The sequence below is a fragment of the Streptomyces sp. NBC_00631 genome, from assembly GCF_045206895.1.
In the GTDB taxonomy this organism is placed as follows: domain Bacteria; phylum Actinomycetota; class Actinomycetes; order Streptomycetales; family Streptomycetaceae; genus Streptomyces.
The window spans coordinates 1,628,070-1,647,813 of the sequence record NZ_CP107734.1; the positions used below are offsets into that span (position 1 = coordinate 1,628,070).

A 19,744-nucleotide genomic window follows, 5' to 3' on the forward strand; every position below is an offset into this window, starting at 1 on the left:
TCAGCTCACGGTCGCGTTGGCGGCGTCGGCTGCCGGGGTGGTCCGGCCGACGCCGGCGGACCGGCTGTCGCGGTCCGGTGTGTCCACCGCGGGGTTGCCGCCCCACCTGGCGTTCGGGGGGACTTCCTCGCCCTTCATGAGGAAGGAGTCGGGCGCCAGCACGGAGCCGTCGCCCATGGTCACGCCGTAGTGCACATGGGCGGCGACGCCCAGGGTGCAGCCGGCGCCGAGCGTGGTGACGTCGGACTTGAAGGTGCCGTCCTCCTGCGAGTGGCACTGGATCTTGCTGCCGGCGTTGAGGGTGCAGTCGTCGCCGATGGTGGCGAGGGTCCGCTCGGTCAGGTAGCAGCCGTCGTCGAACACCCTGCGGCCGATGCGTACCCCCAGCAGCCGCCAGACCAGGCTCTTGAACGGGGTCCCGTTGAAGATGTTGAGGAAGTGGTCCGGCACCTTCCACAGGCGTTCGTGCCACCAGAAGTACGGGTCGTAGATGGAGCACAGCCGGGGGCGCAGCGCGCGGAATCCCGCGAGGCAGCGCTCCACCAGGATGAAGTAGGCGGCGGAGAAGGCGAGGGTGAGCGCCAGGTAGCCGGCGATCACCATCTGTCCGACCACGCCGTACAGGTCCACGGAGGCGAGTCCGAACAGGGTGAGCGCGAAGGTGTGCAGCCAGCGGACGCCCAGCATGAGCGCCATGGAGCGGAGGTTGTAGCGGTTCTTCGCGGCCAGCCGCTGATGAAACGTTTCTCCAGTGCGGAGATGGTCGAACCGGGCGTCGCGGTCCACCGAGCGGGGGATCTCGAAGCACGGTGAGCCCAGGAGCCCCACGCCCTCCCGGATCTCGCCGTCGAGGGGAACCATCACCTTGGTCGCGAGCAGGCAGTTCTCGCCGGTCCTGCCGCCGGCCGGATAGGCGATGTTGTTGCCCAGGAAGTTGTGCGCGCCGATCGAGGCCCGGGAAAGCCGGAAGGACGTGCTGGAGAAGTCGGCGTTGAGTACGGAGAGGCCGTCGGCCACCATCGTTCCGCTGCCGACGGTGACCAGCAGCGGTGTCTCGTGCTGCACCTCGGTGCCGAAGTTCGACCCGGTCTGCTCCACCTGGGACAGGTCGTATCCGATGCCTCGTAGGTAGCTCACGATGTAGGAGCTGTCGCCGAAGAGCCAGGCGAAGAACTTGAGGTTCGTCATGCGGGCCGTGGCCCGCTGCAGCGCGTAGTGGAACCCGTAGAGCGGATAGACCTTGTCGGGCTTGACCACCAGGCCCACCAGCCGCGGAAGGGTGCACAGGGCCGCCAGCCCCAGGACGACGAACCCGAAGAACAGCACGAGGGAGAGCAGCAGCGCGTCGGGGAGCAGCTGCGACCAGCCGAGCGCGGCCGTCGTCGGGTCGAGTCGCTTGCCGATCGCCGGTATCTCGGTGAACAGCATGTAGACGCCGCCGACGGCCAGCGGGACGTACAGCAGGACCATCTGGAGCAGCGTGCCGAGGCCGAACCAGGCGCGGCGCAGGGTGCCGCAGCTGGCCGGGGCCACCCGGAGGTAGTCGGTCCGGGTGGGCTCGGCCGGGGAACCGTGCCAGTGCTCGCCGTCCGGGACCGCCTGGCCGCGGTGCAGGGCGGAGGAGTGGCCGAGCTGGGCACCGTTGCCCAGGGAGGTGTCGATGTCCAGCACGGTCTTCTCACCGACGAAGACGTCCGCGCCGAGGGTGATGCGGCCGGTCTGGATGTGTCCGGCGTGGGCCCGGTAGCCGAGGAAGAAGGAGTCCTTGCGGATCACCGTGCCCGAACCGATCGTCAGCAGGTCGGTGCAGACCGGGACGGAGTGGGAGAGGATCGTGACGCCCTTGCCGATGCGCGCGCCGAGGGCCCGCAGGTACAGCACGTACAGCGGCGTCCCGGTGAGGAAGACCATCGGGTTCGCGTGCAGCAGCACCTTGACCAGCCAGAAGCGCAGGTACGTCAGGCCCCAGACGGGGAACTCACGGGGGCGCCAGCGTCCGACGAGCACCCACTTCGCGACGACGGGGAACGCGCACAGCGCCACGAACGCGACGCTTCCGAAGAGCAGCGACCGCAGATAGACGTCGGCCAGTCCCTTGCCGGTGGCGATCCACTCGTATCCCGCGGCGGTGACGAATCCGGAGAGCAGGGAGTAGCCGAGGAAGACCAGCAACTGGACGGTTCCGCAGAGCAGATGGTTGCGCCGGCCGACGCGTGGGTCCGGTGCCCGGGTCGGCGGGGACGGCTGCGGGGTGGACACCGGAGCGGCGGGAGCGGTCTTCGCGAGGGCCGCCGCCAGGCTCTGGATCGTGGGGTGCTGGTAGATGTCCCGCATGGACGGCGAGGGCAGATCGGCCGTCTTGCGTATTCGTGCGCAGAACTGGGCCATGACCAGGGAGTTGGCACCGAGGTCGGCGAAGAAGTGGCCGTCGACAGGGACGCTCTCGGCATCGAGGAGGTCGGCCAGCGCCTGCGCGAGCCTCCGCTCGGTCTCCGCCCCCCTGGGGTGGGTGCCGGTCAGGGCGACGGCAGGTTCATCCGGCTCCGACACGACCTCGGAGGACTGTTCCACCATGCGATCTCCTGGAGAACGTGGATGTTCCTGATCACGAACCGGCGGATTCAGTTTGTCCGGAGAAGAGCGCTACCTGCCACTTGTCACTGGAGCTCGGCCGAGTGCCCGTCATGAGCCGTCAGGCCCGCATTCCCTTGGTTTCACGCCAGGAAGGGGAGCGTGCGAATCACCCGAACGGCGGCCCCCCGGCCGGCAGCGCGCCCCGCGGGCGGACCGACCGGCCGTCGCGGCTCGCCTCCCCGCCGTGACCCGACGGGCGTGTGCGCCTCGTCCGGTCTTCACGGCCCCGACAGCCTCGGGGCGCGACCGCGGACCGGCGCCACGGAATGGCCCCAGGGAACGGGCTCGCGGAATTGCGTCACCGCGCGGGTGCGGCGGACGCACGCGGATCCGGCCCGCGTCGGCGGGAGGCCTCGGCGGCGGCGCGGGGCCCAGTTCCTCAGGGCACGTCAGTCGTCGGTGGCGTCCGCCGTCGCGGCGGTCTCGTATGCCGCCATGCCGACGAAGCGGCGTACGGCCTCCACGGGCATGTCGAGCCCCTCGGAGGCGGCGCGCTCGTCACCGAACACCTGCACCGCTTCGGCGACGGCGACCGCCAGCTCGGCTTCCGCCTTGCGGACCTTGACCTCGGCCTTGTCCACCGTGTCGACCACCGCCAGCTGGCGGCGCTGCTTCTCCTGGAGTCGCTGCTTGCGAGAAGGTGTCTTGTCAGAGTTCTGCACAGTCACGACCAAGATCATATGCAGGCCGACGCACCCCCGTGAAATCGGCAACTCCGCCTCTTCGAAGCCCTGTTCACACCCCCCGTTGGCACCCGCGTCAGGCCGTCAGCACCGCCCAGACCGCGTGGCCGCTGGTGAGCCTCGACCGGTCGACGCCCCAGGAGTCGGCGAGCTGCCCGACGAGGAGCAGCCCCCGGCCGCCCTCGTCGTCGGGGCCGGGCTCGCGCCGTGGCAGGTCGCGGCCGGAGTAGTCGTGGTCGTGGACTTCGAGCCGCAGGCATCCGTCGGCGACCAGTCCCATGCCGCACAGGATCCGCACGCTCAGGGTGTGGATGACGGCGTTGGTGGCCAGCTCGGACACGAGAAGTACCGCGTCCTCGCACAGCTCGCGGGAGAGTCCCCACTCGCTGAGCCGGGCTCTCACGGAGCGGCGGGCGACTCTGACGCTGGAGCGGTGCGAGGGCAGCTCGATCCAGTGCGCCCGGTCGGGCGCGACAACGTCTAACAGGTCGCGGGGGGAGGTCGTGTGGGGGGACACGATGGCTGCCTTCCGTAAGGCGGGCGCGGCGGAGAACGGGCAGGGCAGGGCAACGGCCGCACCGGGGTGGGGCATCGCCCGTGATCGTGGCCGCGATTTACTCAAGTAATCATGCGCGCATGCAAGTTCAGGCTGCAACCGACTCCCTGATAATTTCAGCATGACGGATTCGGTCTGGTCGCTTCATCAAGTGCCTGTCACACTCGTGGGGGTGACAGTCCCTCAGGAGGTAGGGCGTGAGCGAAGGACGTTCGAACGCGGGCGGCACCAGTGCGCCCACCGTTCTCCGCATGATCCTGGGCCGCAGGCTCCAGGAGCGGCGCCAGGGAGCGGGCGTGTCGCTGGAGGACGCGGCGCGGGCGCTTCGGGTCACCCCTCTGACCATCCGCCGGCTGGAGAAGGCCGAGGTCACGCTCAAGCCGCTCTACGTGGAGAAGCTGCTTGAGACCTACGGTGCCGACCGGCAGGAGCGGGACGAGTTCGTCGCCTTCGCCGAGCGGGCCAACGAGCCCGGCTGGTGGCACACGTACCGGGATGTGCTGCCCACCTGGTTCAGCGCCTATGTGAGCCTGGAGACCGGCGCGACCACTCTGCGCACGTACGAGCCGCACTACGTCACGGGGCTGCTGCAGACCCGGGAGTACGCGCGTTCGGTGCTCAGCGGCGGTTTCCCGAACGACAGCGACGAGGACCTGGAGCGGCGGGTGAACCTGCGGCTGCGCCGCCAGGCCCTGCTGGAGCGCTCCGACGCGCCGACGCTGTGGGTGGTGATGGAGGAGGCTGTCCTGCACCGGGTCGTCGGCGGGCCCGAGGTGATGCGGGGGCAGATCGAACGGCTGCTGGAGGTCTCGGAGCTGGCGCACGTCAGCGTCGACGTCGTTCCGTTCACCGCCGGTGCCCATGTGGGCGCGTGCGCCCCGTTCACCTACTTCCGGTTCGCGGAGCCGGAGCTGCCGGACGTCGTCTACACCGAGATCCTCTCCGGCGCGATGTACCTGGACCAGCGCTCCGACGTCGTCGCCCACCTGGAGGCGCACAACCGCATGTCCCTGCTGACCTCCGACGCGCAGAGCAGGGCGCTCCTGGACCGCATGCGCAAGGAGTACTCATGACCACCTTCGACGGCAGTGTCCACGACGTGTACAACGGCATGCCCGCGTCGGAGCTGGGTGAGCAGGGCTGGGAGTCGCCCTGGAGCGGCCCCAACGGCGGTCAGTGCGTGCAGACGAAGCAGCTCGCCGACGGCCGGATCGCGCTGCGCCAGTCGACGGATCCGGCCGGCCCCGCGCTGATCTACACCCCGGAGGAGATCACCGCGTTCGTGGCGGGGGTCAAACGGGGCCTCGCCGACCATCTGACCACCGGTTGACCTCTCCCCCACGCACCCCCTCTGAAAGGTTCAGGATGACCAACTCGCCCGTGGCCCGGGACATCGACACCAGCAGGCCCCACTCCGCCCGGATGTACGACTACTACCTGGGCGGCAAGGACCACTTCGAGGTCGACAAGCAGGCCGCCGAGACGGTGGCGTCGGCCTACCCGGGCATCTTCGTGTGCGCGCGGGAGAACCGTGCTTTCATGCACCGCGCCACCAGGGTCCTCGCACGCGAGCACGGCATCCGGCAGTGGCTCGACATCGGCACCGGTATCCCCACCGAGCCGAACCTGCACCAGGTGGCCCAGTCCGTGGTCCCCGAGGCCCGGGTGGTGTACGCCGACAACGACCCGCTGGTGCTCAAGTACGCCGAGCGCCTGATGCGCAGCACGGCACAGGGGCGGACCACCTACATCGAGGCGGACGTCAACGACCCGCAGTCGCTGCTCGACGCCCCCGAGCTGGCCGACGTGCTGGACCTCGGGCGGCCGGTGGCGCTGTCCCTCAACGCCCTGATGCACTTCGTGACGGACGCCCAGGACCCGTACGGCATCGTGAGCCGGCTGCTGGACGTGCTCCCTTCGGGCAGCGCGCTCGCCCTGAGCCACTGCACGCCCGACTTCGACCCGGACACCTGGCAGAAGGTGACCGACATCTACAACAACGCAGGTACCCCGGTGCAGTTCCGTTCCCGCGCGGACGTGGCGCGGTTCTTCGACGGGCTCGAACTGCTCGACCCCGGCGTCTCGGTGGGCCACCGCTGGCGCCCGGACACCGAGCCGACCGACACCGACGCGGAGGTCAGCCTGTGGACCGGGGTGGGCATAAAGCCGTAGCGCTTTTTCCGAGAGGGGGGAAGCCCCTGGGCTGTCGTACCGCATGGGGGTGCGGTACGACAGCCCGGGGCGCCGGTCAGCCGATGTGGTAGCTGTCGCCGTACACCTTCCAGTCCAGCGGGGTGTTCAGGCACAGGTTGCCCTTCTTCAGGAAGACCCGCTGCTCGGTGTCGACCCTGGTGGTGTCGCTGTGGGCCTCCTCCTGTTTCATGGCCCAGACCCGGGCGTCCAGGAAGGCGTTGAGGTACGTCGTCTCGTTGCCGCCCTGCGCCGGCGGCTTGGCGTGGCCGAGGGCGCGCTTGCGGATGTTGCGGAAGCTGGTGGCGTCGTCGCCGTCGCCGTGCATGACGATGGCGTCGTAGTAGGTGAACTGCCCCAGCGTGCCCAGCCCGTCCGTCTTGCCCTGCTGGACGGCCGGGTTGAAGTACACGCGGTCGCGTTCGTCGTTCTGGGCCTGCTGGAAGGCGGTGTCCTGGGCGGCCTTGCGCCAGTCGGCGGGGAAGTTCGGGTCGAGACCGCTGTGCGAGTCGGTGCCGTTGACCCGGCGCAGGGCGGGGAGGTACTTGGCGAGCACGTTGCCGGGCTTGCGGTCGGTGTAGAGCTGGACGAGGTCGAGCATGTCGCCGGTGCCGGAGCAGAAACCGATGATCCCGGCGGTGTAGCCGCGGCCGTCGCCGATGTCCTCGATGTACTTGTACTGCGCCTTCCAGTCGAGCGAGGAGTTCTCCGCGCTCGACACCAGCTTCATGGCGATCTCCTTCTTCGCCGGGTCGTCGAGGCCCGCGCAGCTCGCGGCCGTCGCGGCCGCGGCGGCGTGCCCGGGGCGCAGCAGCACGGCGCCGGCACCGACGGCGGACGCGCCGAGCAGGGCGAGCAGGGTGCGGCGGGAGGTCATGACGGGGTTCGTCGGGGTGGTGTCGTTCGGGTTCCGCACAGGGACTCCAGTGGGGGGTTGCGATCGGTCATCGATAGGAAGGTTTCCTATCAGTAGATCCGACTGATGTGTACCCGTCACACCGAAAGTTCGTAGGGTCGAACAAGGCGGAGCCGGGCTGCTGAACCTCAGCTGCCGCGAGTTCGGGGTCCGGTAGCGGTGGGGGTGAGTCGGTCGCCGAGCGCGCTTCTCCGGTACAGCACATGCCGTCCGTCACGTGTCCGGGTGACCAGTCCTGTGGAGTGCAGGACACGCAGGTGCTGGGAGACAGCGCTTGGGGTGACCCCGAGACGGCGGGCGAGCTCCACGGTGGGCAACGGCTCTTCCAGGAGGCTGAGCAGTCTCGCTCGGGACGAACCGAGCAGAGACACCAGGGCGGTCGTGTCGACGGTCGGCATCTCCGAGCCCCACAGCGTGGCTACGCCCCGGCTGGGATACACGAGGCTCGGCGGCTCGTCCGGGCTCACGGGGGGCGCGGGCTTGTGTGCGAACACGGACGGCAGGAGCAGCAGCCCCCGTCCGGATGCCACAACCCGGTGCCTGCTGATCATCTTGTGGATGTACAGCTCTCCGCCTTGCCAGCGCAGGTTCGGGTGCATGTCGGCGAACAGCAGTCGGGCGCCCCCCAGGGCGAGCCGGCGGGCGCGGTAGGTCATGTCGGCTTCCAGCACCAGCCGCAGCTGCGGCCACACCGGCTCGATGGCCGCCTCCCAGTACTGCCGCAGGAGATCGCAGATGGCGTCGCGGAGTCCGGCGACAGGTGCGTCTTCGGCGGCGGTGGCGTCGCGGAGCGCTTCGGGAACAGGGTCGGGCGCGTGCGCGAGCAGCAGGTCGTGGCGGACCCGAGCGCAGGACGCCTGGCGGACGACGAGGAGTTCTTCTTCGAAGGCCGGCGCGAAGCTCGCGGGATTCGGGGTGAGGAAGTCGGGGAGGGTACGCCGCTGGGCGACCAAGGACATCAGCAGACCGGTGTCGAGCGTGCCCAGTCTGCCGAGTACGGACCTGCGCCAGGGCAGATGCAGCGCCGACAGGCCCGGATCCTGCAGCACCCGCAGGCTGAACAGGGTTTCGTGCAGGGGCGAGAGGGCGAAGCGGGTGTCCGCGAGGTCCTCGACGCCGAGCACAAAGCTGATCATTAAGCCATACGCTACATCGATTGGCGACGCGACGTCGATGCCGTGGACTTCCTCCCATGACACCCACAACTCATGTGCGGCGGACGGCGGTTGTCACTGGCGCTGCCCGCGGTATCGGCGCCGCTGTCGCCAGGCGCCCGGCGGGCGGCGGCTTGGCGGCCGGCGCGATCGATCCGGACGGGACGGACTGCGCCGATACCGTGGAGGCCGGCGCGCCGGGATTCGTCGTGAGCGACATGTCCAGGACCTCGGCCCGGCGGCTCGGCCCGCCTGACGACATCGCACATACCGCCGGTACGTCGCGGACGGGCGGGTGGACTGCAGGATGAGCCACCGGATGCTCCTCCTCCTGGCTGTCACATGCGCCGTGGCGGTGGGCAACATCTACTTTCCGCAGTCCATCGGTCCACTGGTCGCCGCCGGGCTGCACGTGTCGCCCGATTCGGCCGCTGCGGTGGTGACCGCCACGCAGACCGGCTACACGGCCGGGATGTTCTTGCTGGTGCCACTGGGCGACCGGCTCCCGCACCGCTCGTTCCTCGTCGTCCTGCTCGCCCTGACCGGCCTGGCCCTGCTCGCCGCGGGTTGCGCACCGGCTCTGCCCGCCCTCATGGCCGCCAGCACCCTTGTCGGCCTGACCACCGTGGGCGCGCAGATCGTCGGCCCCCTGGCGGCTGGTCTCGTGGCCGCCGACCGCCAAGGAGCGGTGATCGGCACCCTGCTGAGCGGATCGACCGGCGGCATGCTGCTGGCCCGGACCTTCAGCGGCACGCTCGGTGAGTGGCTGGGCTGGCGGGCCCCCTACCTGGTCGCCGCGGTCCTGGCCCTGATCCTCGCCGCCGTCCTGGCGTTCGCGCTGCCGACCACGACCCCGTCCTCCCGTCAGCGGTACACAGCGCTCCTGGCCGAGCCGCTGCGCCTGCTGCGTACCGAGCCGGACCTGCGCCGCTCGTGCTTCTACCAGGCCACCGTCTTCGCCGGGTTCTCCGCGGTCTGGACCTGCCTGGCGCTCCTGCTCTCCGGACCGGCCTACGGGCTGGGCGCCCAGGCGGTAGGAATGATCGCCCTGGCCGGCGTGGCAACCATGGTCTGCACACCGCTCGCCGGCCGTCTGGTGGACCGCTACGGCCCCGATCCAGTGAACCTGGTCTGCATGCTCGGCGTCCTCGTCTCGGCCGCGATCCTCACCCTGGGTGCCCGGGGCGGCACGTTGGGTCTGGCCGCCCTGACACTCGGCACGCTGCTCCTCGACACCGCGATGCAGTCCGGCATGGTCGCCAATCAAGTCCGCGTCTACGCCCTGCGTGTCGACGCCCGCAGCAGGCTCAACACCGCCTACATGACCTGCGCCTACCTGGGCGGCAGCGCAGGTTCCTGGCTCGGGACACGCGTCTGGAGCCAGGCCGGCTGGTGGGGCGTGTGCGTGCTCGTCGCGCTGCTTGCCGCACTCGCCCTGGCCCGCCACCTACTGGCGCCGTACAAGTTCGAGCAAGGCCCGGCCAGGAACCGTGCGGCACATGCGGACGGCCGCGGCCACCTCCCTGGTGCGGGTGGAAGTGACCAGGCATCGTGCGGCGCCTCCGTCACTCGGCCTCGCCCAGGGGCCGGGTGACGGCACAGCTTGCTCAGCAGACTCAACAGGCACGCCGAGGACCGCAGACCCCGCTGACCAGGCAGAACGGGCACGTCACCGAACCGGAATCAAGATCGCTCCGCTACCGCTGATGTCCGTTCGGTACTCCCCGAGGGCCAAGTCCGCCGGGGCGGGCCGGGGTCCCCGAAGCGGGTCAGCCGGTGGCGGTCCAGGCCTTCGGGCCGATGCCGCGCCACTCGATCAGCTCGGGGTCGTCGACCGTCGTGCTGGCCTCGGGCAGACCCGCGCGACGCAGGAACTCGACGATGTCGAGCAGGTGGTACGCGATGCCGACGTACTCCCCGCGGATGGTGACCCGCCGGCCGCCGTCGGGGCCCGGCGGCTGCACGATCACAGGCGCGCCTTCCATAGTGACCGCATGCCCCCCAGCGGCGCGGATCATGCGGCGGACCGGGCACGATCCCGCTCGTGCACTCCCGCTTCCGCCCTTCCGCTTCTAGCGACGATTGGCGGGAGCGAAGGCGGCTACCCGGGGTACGGCGGGCGTGCCGGGACCGCCGCCGGGAGGAACCATGCCGGAGTTGCCGGACGTCGAGGGCTTTCGCGAGGTGCTGGACTCCTGCGGCCGCGGGCACCGCGTCCGGCGGGTCGACGTGCGGGACGCGGGTGTCCTGCGCGGCGTCGGTGTGCGGCGGCTGCGGCGCGAGGTCGAGGGCCGGCGGCTGGGCCGGCCACGCCGTCACGGCAAGCTGCTGGTGGCGCCGGTCGGCGACGGCCCGGCCCTGGTGTGGCACTTCGGCATGACCGGCCGGCTGACAGCGGCCTCGGCCGACGACCCGCCGGACCGGCACGACCGGGTCGTCCTCACGCTCGACGACGAGCGCCAGCTGCGCTACAGCGACCAGCGCAAACTCCAGGGCATACGGCTGGCCGACGGACCCGAGGCGGTGGAGCACATGCTGGCCGGACTGGGGCCCGACGCCCTCGCCATCGGCCGCGAGGAGTTCCTGGCGCTGCTCGCCGGGCGGCGGGGCGCCGTCAAGGGCCTGCTGATGGACCAGTCCGCGCTCGCCGGTCTCGGGAATTTGCTCTGTGACGAGATCCTGTGGCGGGCCCGGGTCGCGCCGGGGCGTCCCGCCCGGGATCTCGACGAGGCCGAGGCCCGTCGGGTGTTCACCGCGATGCGCCGGGTGCTCGCCTCCTCCTGCCGCGCCGCCCGCGTACCACCGCGCCCCAGCTGGCTCACCGGCCACCGTGAGGACACCGAGGCCGCCTGCCCTCGCTGCGGCACCCGTCTGCGCTCACGCCGCGTCTCCGGCCGCCGCACGGTCTGGTGCCCGGCCTGCCAGCACTGACGCGACCGGCCTGCGCAGGCGAGGGCCGGAAATCGGTGGTTGGCCGAGAGTTTCGGCGGGCGGAGTGACGGGAGGGTGATTCGGTGCATCCGATACGCGCCAATCATCGCGGCGCGGAGCGCCGGGACGGTGCCTGCCCCCGGGTCCGTGCGGCGGTCCGGACGGAGCGCCGGATACTTGCGTGTTTTGGCGGGGTGCACCTCGGCGCCCTTGGGCGGTCAGTCTTCCGTGCCACCGCGGTCGGTGGGCGCGGCGTTCCGAGGGTTCATCCGGCCCGGTCCGGCGGCCTCCAGCAGGACCCGCAGCACCTGTTCGTCAGCGGGCGGCAGGGCGGTGACGAAGCTGGCGAGCACCGCCTCGCGGTCGCGTTCGCCGTCGAGGAGCCGGCGCATCCGCAGGGCGGCGAGACGGGCCACGTCGGCGGTCGGGGTCCACAGGAAGGAGCGCCCCTGCCGCTCGCGGGCGACGACGTCCTTGGCGAGCAGCCGGGTCAGGATGGTCACGACGGTGGTGTAGGCGAGGTCGCCGCCGAGCCGCTCCTGCACCCAGGCGGCGGTGACGGGACCGCCGGCCTCGCGCAGCGCGCCCAGCACCTGGCCCTCCAGTTCCCCCTGCCCCCGCCGGGCCCGCGTCATAGTCCCCGTCTCCCTCCGGCGTCGGCGTGTGGTGACACGCACGTCGGCGTGTCTGACCACGCTACTTCACGCCGGCCCTGCCCCCGTAGGTCCGCCGCCCGCGACGATGCGCCAGCTCGCCGAGCACGATGTCCACGGCGAGGAAGGCGGCCAGCGGGATCCCGAGCAGCGGCACGAAGTAGCCGAGGACCGCGATCACCGCCATCGCCGGGACGAGGAGGTACGGCGGGACCTCGGCCCAGGCCCCGCGCGGGATCGGCCGGCCGAAGGCGGAGCCGCGGCCGCGCTGCCACCACATGCGGTAGCCCCACAGGATCAGCAGGATCAGCGAGAGCGCGAGCAGGGCCAGGACCAACTGGTTGACGAGGCCGAAGAGGATGCCGGTGTGCAGGTCGATGCCCCAGCGGGTGAGCTTGGCGAGCACCGGATAGTCGGCGAAGCGCAGCACGTCGGTCACCTCGCCGGTGCCCGGGTCCACGGCGACGGAGTCCTGCTTCTCGGGCCAGCTGCGCTGGACCTGCCGGACCACGTAGGCGCTGTTCACGTCGGCGGGCGGGACGATCTCGACGGGGTCGCCCAGGCCCTCGGCGCGGGCGGCGGCGAGCACCTTGTCCAGGCCGACGCCGTGCTCGGCGTCGCCGCCGGTTCCGGCCGCCGTGCCGTGTCCGGCGTGCTCGCCGCCGCTCGCGGCCGCGGAGACGGCCGGGGTGGCCTGGCCGAGGGAGGTGCGCAGTTCGTCGATGTTGGCACCGGCGTAGGTGGACCAGGTCAGGCCGGTCGCCGAGAGGAAGACGAAACCGGCGGCGGCCCAGACGCCGACGGTGCCGTGCAGGCCCAGCGTGCGCCGCCGCCCGCTGGTGCCACGCACCTTGCGCAGCGCCCGCCGCCGGGAGAACCACAGCCCCAGGCCGCCGCCCGCGATCACCCACAGCCAGCTCGCCGCGAACTCGCTGTAGAGCCGTCCGGTGCCGCCGAGGTGCAGGTCCCGGTGGAGTTCGTCGATCCAGGTGCGCAGCGGCAGCGCGCCCGACGAGCCGTACTGTTCGAGCGCGCCGCGCACCTTGCCGGTGTACGGGTCGACGAACACGGCGAGGGTGTGGTCCGGGTCGATCCCCTCAACCCCCGCCAGCATCACCCTGGTGGTCGCGTCCGCCTCGGGCGACGGCCGTATCGCCGAGACCGTGCCCTCGGGGTGCGCCTTGCGGGCGGCGGCGACCTGCTCGGAGATCGGCAGTTCGGTCCCGCCCACCGGGACGGTCAGCTCATGGGCGTACACCAGCTTCTCGGCCTGGAAGGAGAAGGCGTACAGCAGGCCGGTGGTGGCGGCCACGAGCAGAAAGGGGGCGACCAGGACGCCGGCGTAGAAGTGCAGGCGCAGGACGAGGGGGCGCAGCGGGGCCCAGCGGCTGGGGGACGCGGCCGGGGCGGTGGGTTGCGGGACCTCGTCCTTGGCCGTCGTGGGGGCGATGGACATCGTGGGCATCTCCGGGGACTGGCGCGGGGGTGGGGACGGTCCAGTAGTCGGAGCGCGCTCAGGCCGAGTTCCCGCGATGCGAAGTGACCTGTGTCACACGCCAGGTCGTGGCATCCTGGCTCGATGGCATCTCCCAGTGATCGCGCGCCCCTTGCCGAGCGGATCGAGGAACTCCTCGCCCCCGGCGGGCCGTTGCCCATCGTCGCGGCCGGCGATCCGGTCCTGCGGCGCGGAACCGAGCCGTACGAAGGCCAGTTGGCTCCGGCCCTGCTGGCCCGGTTCGTCGAGGCGCTGCGCGTCACCATGCACGCGGCCCCGGGCGTGGGCCTGGCCGCACCCCAGGTCGGCGTGGAACTCCGCATCGCCGTGATCGAGGACCCGGCGCCGGTACCGGAGGAGATCGCGGTGGCCCGGGGCCGGGTCCCGCAGCCGTTCCGGGTGCTGGTCAACCCGGTCTACGAGCCCGTCGGCACCGCCCGCGCCGCGTTCTTCGAGGGCTGCCTGAGCGTGCCGGGCTGGCAGGCGGTGGTGTCCCGGCACGCGAGCGTACGGCTGACCGGCACGGATGAGCACGGCCACCCGCTGGACGAGGTCTTCACCGGGTGGCCGGCCCGCATCGTCCAGCACGAGACCGACCACCTCGACGGCTCGCTGTACCTGGACAAGGCAGAGCTGCGCTCACTGTCGTCGAGCGAGGCGATGGCCATGCGCTGGGCCCAGCCGACCCCGGCCACCGCGGCGGAGGCCCTGGGCTTCGACCTGCCGTAGGCGGACGACGCCCGCCCGGCGGAGGGACCGGCAACGCCCCGCAAGAGGCGCGAGGCTGTATCGCTGTGCGGCAACCACTCCACGAACGCGACCAACAGCGCCTCTCAGCACCACCCGCGCCCCCCACAACGCGCGGCCGCACCAACCTGCTGCAACCACTCCACGAACGCGACCGACAGCGCCTCTCAGCACCACCCGCGCCCCCCACAACGCGCGGCCGCACCAACCTGCTGCAACCACCACGCGAACGCGGCCGACGGCGCCTCTCACCGCCGTCGGCGTGACGCCCCAGGGGCGCGGGGAACTGCGCGACCAGCCCCCACCGCGTCGCACACGACCCGCGCCCTCAGCCCCCCTTCGGCCCTACCCCCGGTACGCCTCAAGCAGCCGCAGCCAGACCTCGCTCAACGTCGGATAAGACGGCACCGCATGCCACAACCGGCTGATCGGCACCTCCCCGGCCACGGCGATCGTGGCCGAGTGGATCAGCTCGCCCACCCCCGGCCCCACGAAAGTGACCCCACGCAGGATCTCCGCCTCCAGGTCGACGACCATCCGGGCGCGCCCCTTGTAGCCGTCGGCGAACAGGCCCGCCCCGGCGACGGAGGAGAACTCGACGTCGACCGCCCGTACCCGGTGGCCCGCCTGCTCCGCCTCCGCGAAGGAGAGCCCGACGGCCGCCGCCTCCGGGTCGGTGAAGACGACCTGCGGCACGGCGTGGTGGTCGGCGGTGGCCGCATGCGCACCCCACGGCGCGTCCAGCAGCGGCGTGTCCGCGACACGCGCCGCGATCGCCGCGCCCGCGATCCGGGCCTGGTACTTGCCCTGGTGGGTGAGGAGCGCCCGGTGGTTGACGTCCCCGACGGCGTAGAGCCAGTCGGTGCCCTCGACCAGGAGGGTGTCGTCGACCGACAGCCAGGACCCCGGTTCCAGGCCGACCGTGTCGAGGCCGATGTCGTCGGTGTGCGGGACGCGCCCCGTGGCGAAGAGGATCTCGTCGGCCTCGATACGGTCGCCGCTGTCGGTCACGGCCACGACCGTGCCGTTCTCGCGGGTCACCGACTGGACGGACGTACCGGTGCGGACGTCGACGCCGGCCTCCTTGAGCGCGTCGGCGACGAGCTCGCCGGCGAACGGCTCCATGCGGTTGAGCAGCCCCTTGCCGCGGACCAGCAGGGTGACCCGGGAACCGAGGGCCTGCCAGGCGGTCGCCATCTCGGTGGCGACGACACCGCCGCCGACGACGATGAGCCGGCCTGGTGCCTCCTGGGCGCTGGTCGCCTCGCGGCTGGTCCAGGGCTTCACCTCGGCGAGGCCCGGCAGGTCGGGCAGCTGGGCGCGGGTGCCGGTGGCGACGGCCACCGCGTGCCGGGCGGTAAGGGTGGTGAGGGTGCCGTCGGGGCCGGTCACGGTGACCGTGCGGGGCCCGGCGAGGCGGCCGTGGCCGCGATGGAGGTCGGCGCTGATGCCGTCCAGCCAGGCGACCTGGCCGTCGTCCTTCCAGTTCGAGGCGAAGTAGTTGCGGCGGGCGAGCACCGCCGGGGTGTCGAGGGGGCCCTGGACCGACTGGGCGAGGCCGGGCAGGCGTCGGGCGTCGGCCTGGGCGATGACCGGGCGCAGCAGGGCCTTGCTGGGCATGCACGCCCAGTACGAGCATTCGCCGCCGACGAGTTCGCTCTCCACGACCGCGGTGGAGAGGCCGGCCGCACGGGTGCGGTCGGCGACGTTCTCCCCCACGGGCCCGGCCCCGAGCACCACGACGTCATAAGCGATGGTTTCCGTTTCCGTCATGGGGCCAGTCTTGCTGGTGGTGTGCGCCCGGGCCACACGGGTAAGGGGCGGAATACCTGCCAGGCCGGACATGTTGTGCGGACGGTTCCGCCCCGCCCCGGGGTGCCCCCCGCATCAGGAAGAGGGAAGCACGCATGAGCAGCACCGTGGAGCTCACCAAGGAGAACTTCGACCAGATGGTCACGGAGAACGAGTTCGTCCTCATCGACTTCTGGGCGTCCTGGTGCGGCCCGTGCCGGATGTTCGCCCCGGTCTACGAGAAGGCCGCGCAGGACAACCCCGACCTGGTGTTCGGCAAGGTGGACACCGAGGCGCAGCCGGAACTGGCCCAGGCCTTCGGCATCCAGTCGATCCCGACCCTGATGATCGTCCGCGACCAGGTCGCGGTTTTCGCCCAGCCTGGTGCCCTGCCGGAGGCGGCCCTGACGGACGTCATCGGCCAGGCCCGCAAGCTGGACATGGACGAGGTCCGCGAGAGCATCGCCGCACAGCAGGGCGCCACCGAGGGCGAGTGAGACCCGCTGCCGGACGTCAGAAGGGGTAGGTCGCCACGTCCCCGCGTACGGTCGTCCAGCGCACGTCCGTGAACGCCTCCAGGTTGGACTCGCCGCCGAACCGGGCGCCGGTCCCGGAGGCGGCCACTCCGCCGAAGGGGGCCACGGCCTCGTCGTTCACGGTCTGGTCGTTGATGTGGACGATGCCGGTCGGGATGCGTTCGGCGAGGTCCAGGCCGCGCGCCGTGTCCCGGGTGACGATGCCGAGCGAGAGGCCGTAGGAGCTGTCGGCCGCGAGCGCGGCGGCCTCGTCGAGGTCGGCGAAGGACCGGACGGGCGCGACCGGCCCGAAGACCTCCTCGACGTAGGCGGGTGTGCGGTCGTCCACGCCGGTCAGGACCGTCGGCCGGTAGAAGAGGTTCTCGTGGGTGCCGCCGGCGGCGAGTCGCGCGCCCCGGGCGGTGCTCGACTCCACCAGGCCGTGGATCTTGGCGAGTTGACCGGCGTCGATGACCGGTCCGAGGTGGACCTGTTCGCGGTGCGGGTCGCCGACGGCGAGCGAGTCCGCCTTGGCGGCGAGGCGTTCGGCGTACTCCTCGGCGAGCGAGGCGTGGACCAGGTGCCGGCCGGTGGTCATGCAGATCTGGCCCTGGTGGAAGAAGGATCCCCAGGCGGCCGTGGAGATCACGGCGTCGAGGTCGGCGTCCTCCAGGACGATCAGGGCGGAGTTGCCGCCGAGTTCGAGATGGGCGCGCTTGAGATGGCGGCCCGCGGCCTCGCCGACCGCGCGGCCCGCCGCCGTCGAGCCGGTGAAGGAGATCACCGGCACCAGCGGGTCCTCGACCAGCGCGGCGCCGACGTCGGCCCCGCCGGGCAGCACGTGCAGCAGCCCCTCCGGCAGTCCGGCCTCGGCGAACACCGCGGCGAGCGCGAGCCCGCCGCAGACGGCCGTGCGCGGATCGGGCTTGAGGACGACCCCGTTGCCGAGGGCGAGGGCGGGCGCGACCGAGCGGATGGAAAGAATCAGCGGCGCGTTGAACGGCGAGATCACCCCGACGACACCGACCGGGATCCGGCGGGTGTACGACAGCCGGGGCGCCTCGCTGGGCAGCACCTGGCCGGCCGGGCGGGAGGCGAGGGCGGCGGCCTCGTAGCACTCCTGGGCGGCGACGTGCAGTTCGAAGTCCGCCTTGCCGGGTATGGAGCCGGACTCGCGGACGATCCACTCGCGCAGTTCGTCGGCGTGCTCGGTGAACAGGTCGCCCGCCCTGCGCAGGACCTGGGCGCGGACGAAGTGCGGGGCGCGGGCCCAGTCCCGGTGTGCGGCGCGGGCGGCCGCGGCGGCCGTGGAGACGTCCGCGGGGGCGGCCAGGGTGACCGTGCCGAGTGCGTCGCCGGTGGCGGGCTCGGTGACTTCGTACTGTGCGCCGGACAGGACGCTCGGCTGCCAGGTCTTCGGGTCGAGCAACGGCATGACGGCTCTCCGATCGATCACCGGGGTTGCGCGGCCCACAGCGCTCCTATGAGCCGTTTGGTTGAGCGCGCAACATCTTAGCCAGGGAGCCCGGAAAAGCACGCCCCCGACCAGGGTGGCCCATCAGCTGGAGTCGCGCTGCACCACCGTGGCGCCGAGCACCCGGTGCAGCTCCGGTTCGCCGCCCGGATCGCGCACCACGCGGTCGACCAGCTCGGCGAGGTCGCGACCAGAGGGCAGGTCGATGTGGATGGTGGAGAGCCGGGGCCGCAGCAGCCGGCCGAGCATCAGGTCGTCGGCGCCGAGCACCGCCGTGTCCTCGGGGATCCGCACGCCCGCGTCCTGGAGGGCGCGCATGAACAGCATCGCGTACTCGTCGTTGTACGCGAACACCGCGTCGATGCCCAACTCCGGCCAGCGGGCGGCGAGTTCGGCCGCCGACTGTTCGGTGTAGCCGAGCGGCAGCCCGGTCACCTCGGCGTCCGTGCCGTACAGGGCCTGGCGTACGCCTTCGAGGCGGGGCCGGGAGTAGGTCTCCAGGCCGGTCTCCTCGGGGACGAGCACGCCGATCCGGCGCCGGCCGCGGGCGTACAGATGACTGCCGGCGCATTTGCCGACGGCGTCGTGGTCCATCAGCAGGGCGTGGGCGCCGTCGACCCGCTCGGGGCCGATGGTGACCACGGCGCGGGCGCCGGCCCGCTTGAGGACCGCGACGCCCTCGGGACCGAGTTCGGCGCCGGGCACCATCACGGCCACCGGCCTCAACTCCGCCCAGGCGCGGGCCGCTTCGTCGCCACGCAGGCCCGCGCTGCCGTACTGGACGACCGTGTAGTCGAGGCGGCTGAGGGCCCACTGGAGGTCGTTGATGAACTGCCCGTACAACGGGCCCATCGCGATGGCCGGGGCGGACATCAGGACCATCCGGCTGTGTCCGGCGCGCAGGGTGCGGGCGGCCGCGTGGGGGACGTACCCGAGCTCCTTCGCGGCCTCGTGGACCCGGCGGCGGGTGGGCTCGCTGATCCGGACGGCGCTGGTGTTGTTCAGGACGTAGGAGACGGTCGCGCGGGAGACTCCGGCCAGGCGGGCCACATCGGCGCTCGTGGGGACCGAGCGCGGGACCGGCGACGCTGCCGAGGGCGTTTGGGGGATCTGCACCATGACGTACGGCATCTTGGCAGAGGCCCGCACAGGGGGGACCGGCGGGGCAAGGTGGTTGAGGGTTCGACGAGTTGGGCCTCGGCCACCCGGCCCGGCGCGGGCGTCGACGAGGCGGTGCGCGTGCTGACCGACGTTCGGCGAACACGTTTGTAGCGAACTTGTTCGCAACGAACATGTTCGCTACCTTGGACGCATGCCAGCAACCCCCCGTTCCCGCCGGGAGCGTCCCGCCAAGCCCGCCCTGACCAGGGAGGGCATCGTCGCCGCCGCCGTGCGGATCCTGCGCGCCGAAGGGCTGCAGAAGGTCACCATGCGACGCCTGGCCCAGGAGCTCGACACCGGCCCGGCCTCCCTGTACGTCTACGTCCGCAACACCGCCGAACTGCACGCGGCGGTCCTGGACGAGCTGCTCGGCACCGTGGGCCCGGCCCCGGCGGAGGGCACCTGGCGGGAACGGCTGGAGCAGGTGCTCGTCGCCTACACCACGATGCTGCTGGAGCATCCGAGCCTGGCCCGCTCCGCGCTGACCTCGTGGCCGAGCGGCCCGCACTACCTGAACCTGATCGAGACCCTGCTGGGCCTGCTCGACGAGGGCGGAGTGGCGCGCGAGCGGGCCGCCTGGGGGGTCGACCTGCTGCTCCAGCGTGCCACCGCGACCGCCGCCGAACACGCGGGCGAGGCGTCCCAGGAGGACTGGGACTCCCTCGGCCGGGCGCTGCGCCAGGTGTCGGGCCGCACCCATCCGCACATCGCCGCCGCCTCCGGGACGCTCCTGTCGGGCGCGCCCGAGGCCCGGGTGTCGTGGGCGTTCCAGGCCCTGATCAACGGCATCGAGCACACCGCCGTACCCGAACAGGCGCCGCACGCGCCGCGCGACTAGGAGACC

General features: G+C 71.7%; 19 protein-coding genes. 8 read left to right on the forward strand and 11 right to left on the reverse strand.

Features of this window, described 5'->3' with window-relative positions:
• The 3 genes from OHB00_RS07625 to OHB00_RS07635 all read right to left on the reverse strand — a co-directional run bounded on the left by OHB00_RS07625 (window position 1) and on the right by OHB00_RS07635 (window position 3,834).
• Window positions 1-2,574, reverse strand: coding sequence for a Pls/PosA family non-ribosomal peptide synthetase (locus OHB00_RS07625; protein ID WP_406432557.1), 2,574 nt, complete (start codon window positions 2,572-2,574; stop codon window positions 1-3).
• Between the two features lie 449 nt (window positions 2,575-3,023).
• Window positions 3,024-3,302 carry a hypothetical protein gene (locus OHB00_RS07630; protein WP_406432559.1) on the reverse strand — a complete coding sequence of 93 codons (279 nt, stop codon included), beginning with the start codon at window positions 3,300-3,302 and terminating at the stop codon, window positions 3,024-3,026.
• 91 nt (window positions 3,303-3,393) lie between these two features.
• Window positions 3,394-3,834 (reverse strand): ATP-binding protein, encoded by a 441-nt coding sequence (locus OHB00_RS07635; RefSeq protein WP_406432560.1) that lies wholly within the window; start codon window positions 3,832-3,834, stop codon window positions 3,394-3,396.
• A 236-nt stretch (window positions 3,835-4,070) separates the two neighbouring features.
• On the opposite strand from OHB00_RS07635, the gene OHB00_RS07640 reads away from it, so the two are divergent.
• The 3 genes from OHB00_RS07640 to OHB00_RS07650 are packed head-to-tail and all read left to right on the forward strand — an operon-like array spanning window position 4,071 to window position 6,045.
• Window positions 4,071-4,946 carry a helix-turn-helix domain-containing protein gene (locus tag OHB00_RS07640; RefSeq protein WP_406432562.1) on the forward strand — a complete coding sequence of 292 codons (876 nt, stop codon included), beginning with the start codon at window positions 4,071-4,073 and terminating at the stop codon, window positions 4,944-4,946.
• The gene (locus OHB00_RS07645; protein WP_406432564.1) at window positions 4,943-5,203 is read left to right on the forward strand and encodes a DUF397 domain-containing protein; all 261 of its coding nucleotides are present in this window, start codon (window positions 4,943-4,945) and stop codon (window positions 5,201-5,203) included. Before OHB00_RS07640 ends, OHB00_RS07645 begins: the two co-directional genes overlap by 4 nt.
• A gap of 35 nt (window positions 5,204-5,238) precedes the next feature.
• Window positions 5,239-6,045, forward strand: coding sequence for an SAM-dependent methyltransferase (locus OHB00_RS07650; protein ID WP_406432566.1), 807 nt, complete (start codon window positions 5,239-5,241; stop codon window positions 6,043-6,045).
• Window positions 6,046-6,121: 76 nt separating this feature from the next.
• Here OHB00_RS07650 and OHB00_RS07655 read toward each other — a convergent pair whose 3' ends face one another.
• Window positions 6,122-6,940 (reverse strand): chitosanase, encoded by an 819-nt coding sequence (locus OHB00_RS07655; RefSeq protein WP_406445649.1) that lies wholly within the window; start codon window positions 6,938-6,940, stop codon window positions 6,122-6,124.
• 167 nt (window positions 6,941-7,107) lie between these two features.
• Window positions 7,108-8,115: an ArsR family transcriptional regulator gene (locus OHB00_RS07660; protein ID WP_406432568.1), complete on the reverse strand. Its 1,008-nt coding sequence runs from the start codon at window positions 8,113-8,115 to the stop codon at window positions 7,108-7,110.
• 325 nt (window positions 8,116-8,440) lie between these two features.
• Between OHB00_RS07660 and OHB00_RS07665 the strand changes: the two genes are divergently transcribed.
• A complete protein-coding gene (locus tag OHB00_RS07665; RefSeq protein ID WP_406432570.1) occupies window positions 8,441-9,727 on the forward strand; it encodes an MFS transporter in 1,287 nt (428 codons plus the stop codon).
• Between the two features lie 175 nt (window positions 9,728-9,902).
• Here OHB00_RS07665 and OHB00_RS07670 read toward each other — a convergent pair whose 3' ends face one another.
• Window positions 9,903-10,103 carry a hypothetical protein gene (locus OHB00_RS07670; protein WP_393719511.1) on the reverse strand — a complete coding sequence of 67 codons (201 nt, stop codon included), beginning with the start codon at window positions 10,101-10,103 and terminating at the stop codon, window positions 9,903-9,905.
• Window positions 10,104-10,281: 178 nt separating this feature from the next.
• On the opposite strand from OHB00_RS07670, the gene OHB00_RS07675 reads away from it, so the two are divergent.
• Window positions 10,282-11,064, forward strand: coding sequence for an Fpg/Nei family DNA glycosylase (locus tag OHB00_RS07675; protein ID WP_406432573.1), 783 nt, complete (start codon window positions 10,282-10,284; stop codon window positions 11,062-11,064).
• A 218-nt stretch (window positions 11,065-11,282) separates the two neighbouring features.
• Here OHB00_RS07675 and OHB00_RS07680 read toward each other — a convergent pair whose 3' ends face one another.
• Entirely contained in the window at window positions 11,283-11,699 is a 417-nt protein-coding gene (locus tag OHB00_RS07680; RefSeq protein WP_406432575.1) for a BlaI/MecI/CopY family transcriptional regulator, read from the reverse strand.
• Window positions 11,700-11,760: 61 nt separating this feature from the next.
• Window positions 11,761-13,173: a PepSY-associated TM helix domain-containing protein gene (locus OHB00_RS07685; protein WP_406432577.1), complete on the reverse strand. Its 1,413-nt coding sequence runs from the start codon at window positions 13,171-13,173 to the stop codon at window positions 11,761-11,763.
• Between the two features lie 123 nt (window positions 13,174-13,296).
• Here OHB00_RS07685 and OHB00_RS07690 point away from each other — a divergent pair, with 123 nt between their 5' ends.
• On the forward strand, window positions 13,297-13,941 hold the full coding sequence (locus OHB00_RS07690; RefSeq protein WP_406432579.1) for a peptide deformylase: 645 nt from the start codon (window positions 13,297-13,299) through the stop codon (window positions 13,939-13,941).
• Window positions 13,942-14,304: 363 nt separating this feature from the next.
• Here the strand turns inward: OHB00_RS07690 and OHB00_RS07695 are convergent, their stop codons facing one another.
• On the reverse strand, window positions 14,305-15,732 hold the full coding sequence (locus tag OHB00_RS07695) for a dihydrolipoyl dehydrogenase family protein (RefSeq protein ID WP_406432581.1): 1,428 nt from the start codon (window positions 15,730-15,732) through the stop codon (window positions 14,305-14,307).
• Window positions 15,733-15,866: 134 nt separating this feature from the next.
• Between OHB00_RS07695 and trxA the strand changes: the two genes are divergently transcribed.
• On the forward strand, window positions 15,867-16,247 hold the full coding sequence (gene trxA / locus OHB00_RS07700) for a thioredoxin (RefSeq protein ID WP_406432583.1): 381 nt from the start codon (window positions 15,867-15,869) through the stop codon (window positions 16,245-16,247).
• A gap of 16 nt (window positions 16,248-16,263) precedes the next feature.
• Here the strand turns inward: trxA and OHB00_RS07705 are convergent, their stop codons facing one another.
• On the reverse strand, window positions 16,264-17,700 hold the full coding sequence (locus OHB00_RS07705) for a benzaldehyde dehydrogenase (protein WP_406432585.1): 1,437 nt from the start codon (window positions 17,698-17,700) through the stop codon (window positions 16,264-16,266).
• A 123-nt stretch (window positions 17,701-17,823) separates the two neighbouring features.
• Window positions 17,824-18,870: a LacI family DNA-binding transcriptional regulator gene (locus tag OHB00_RS07710; protein ID WP_406432587.1), complete on the reverse strand. Its 1,047-nt coding sequence runs from the start codon at window positions 18,868-18,870 to the stop codon at window positions 17,824-17,826.
• A 181-nt stretch (window positions 18,871-19,051) separates the two neighbouring features.
• On the opposite strand from OHB00_RS07710, the gene OHB00_RS07715 reads away from it, so the two are divergent.
• Window positions 19,052-19,738: a TetR/AcrR family transcriptional regulator gene (locus tag OHB00_RS07715; RefSeq protein WP_406432589.1), complete on the forward strand. Its 687-nt coding sequence runs from the start codon at window positions 19,052-19,054 to the stop codon at window positions 19,736-19,738.
• The last annotated feature ends 6 nt before the right edge of the window (window positions 19,739-19,744 follow it).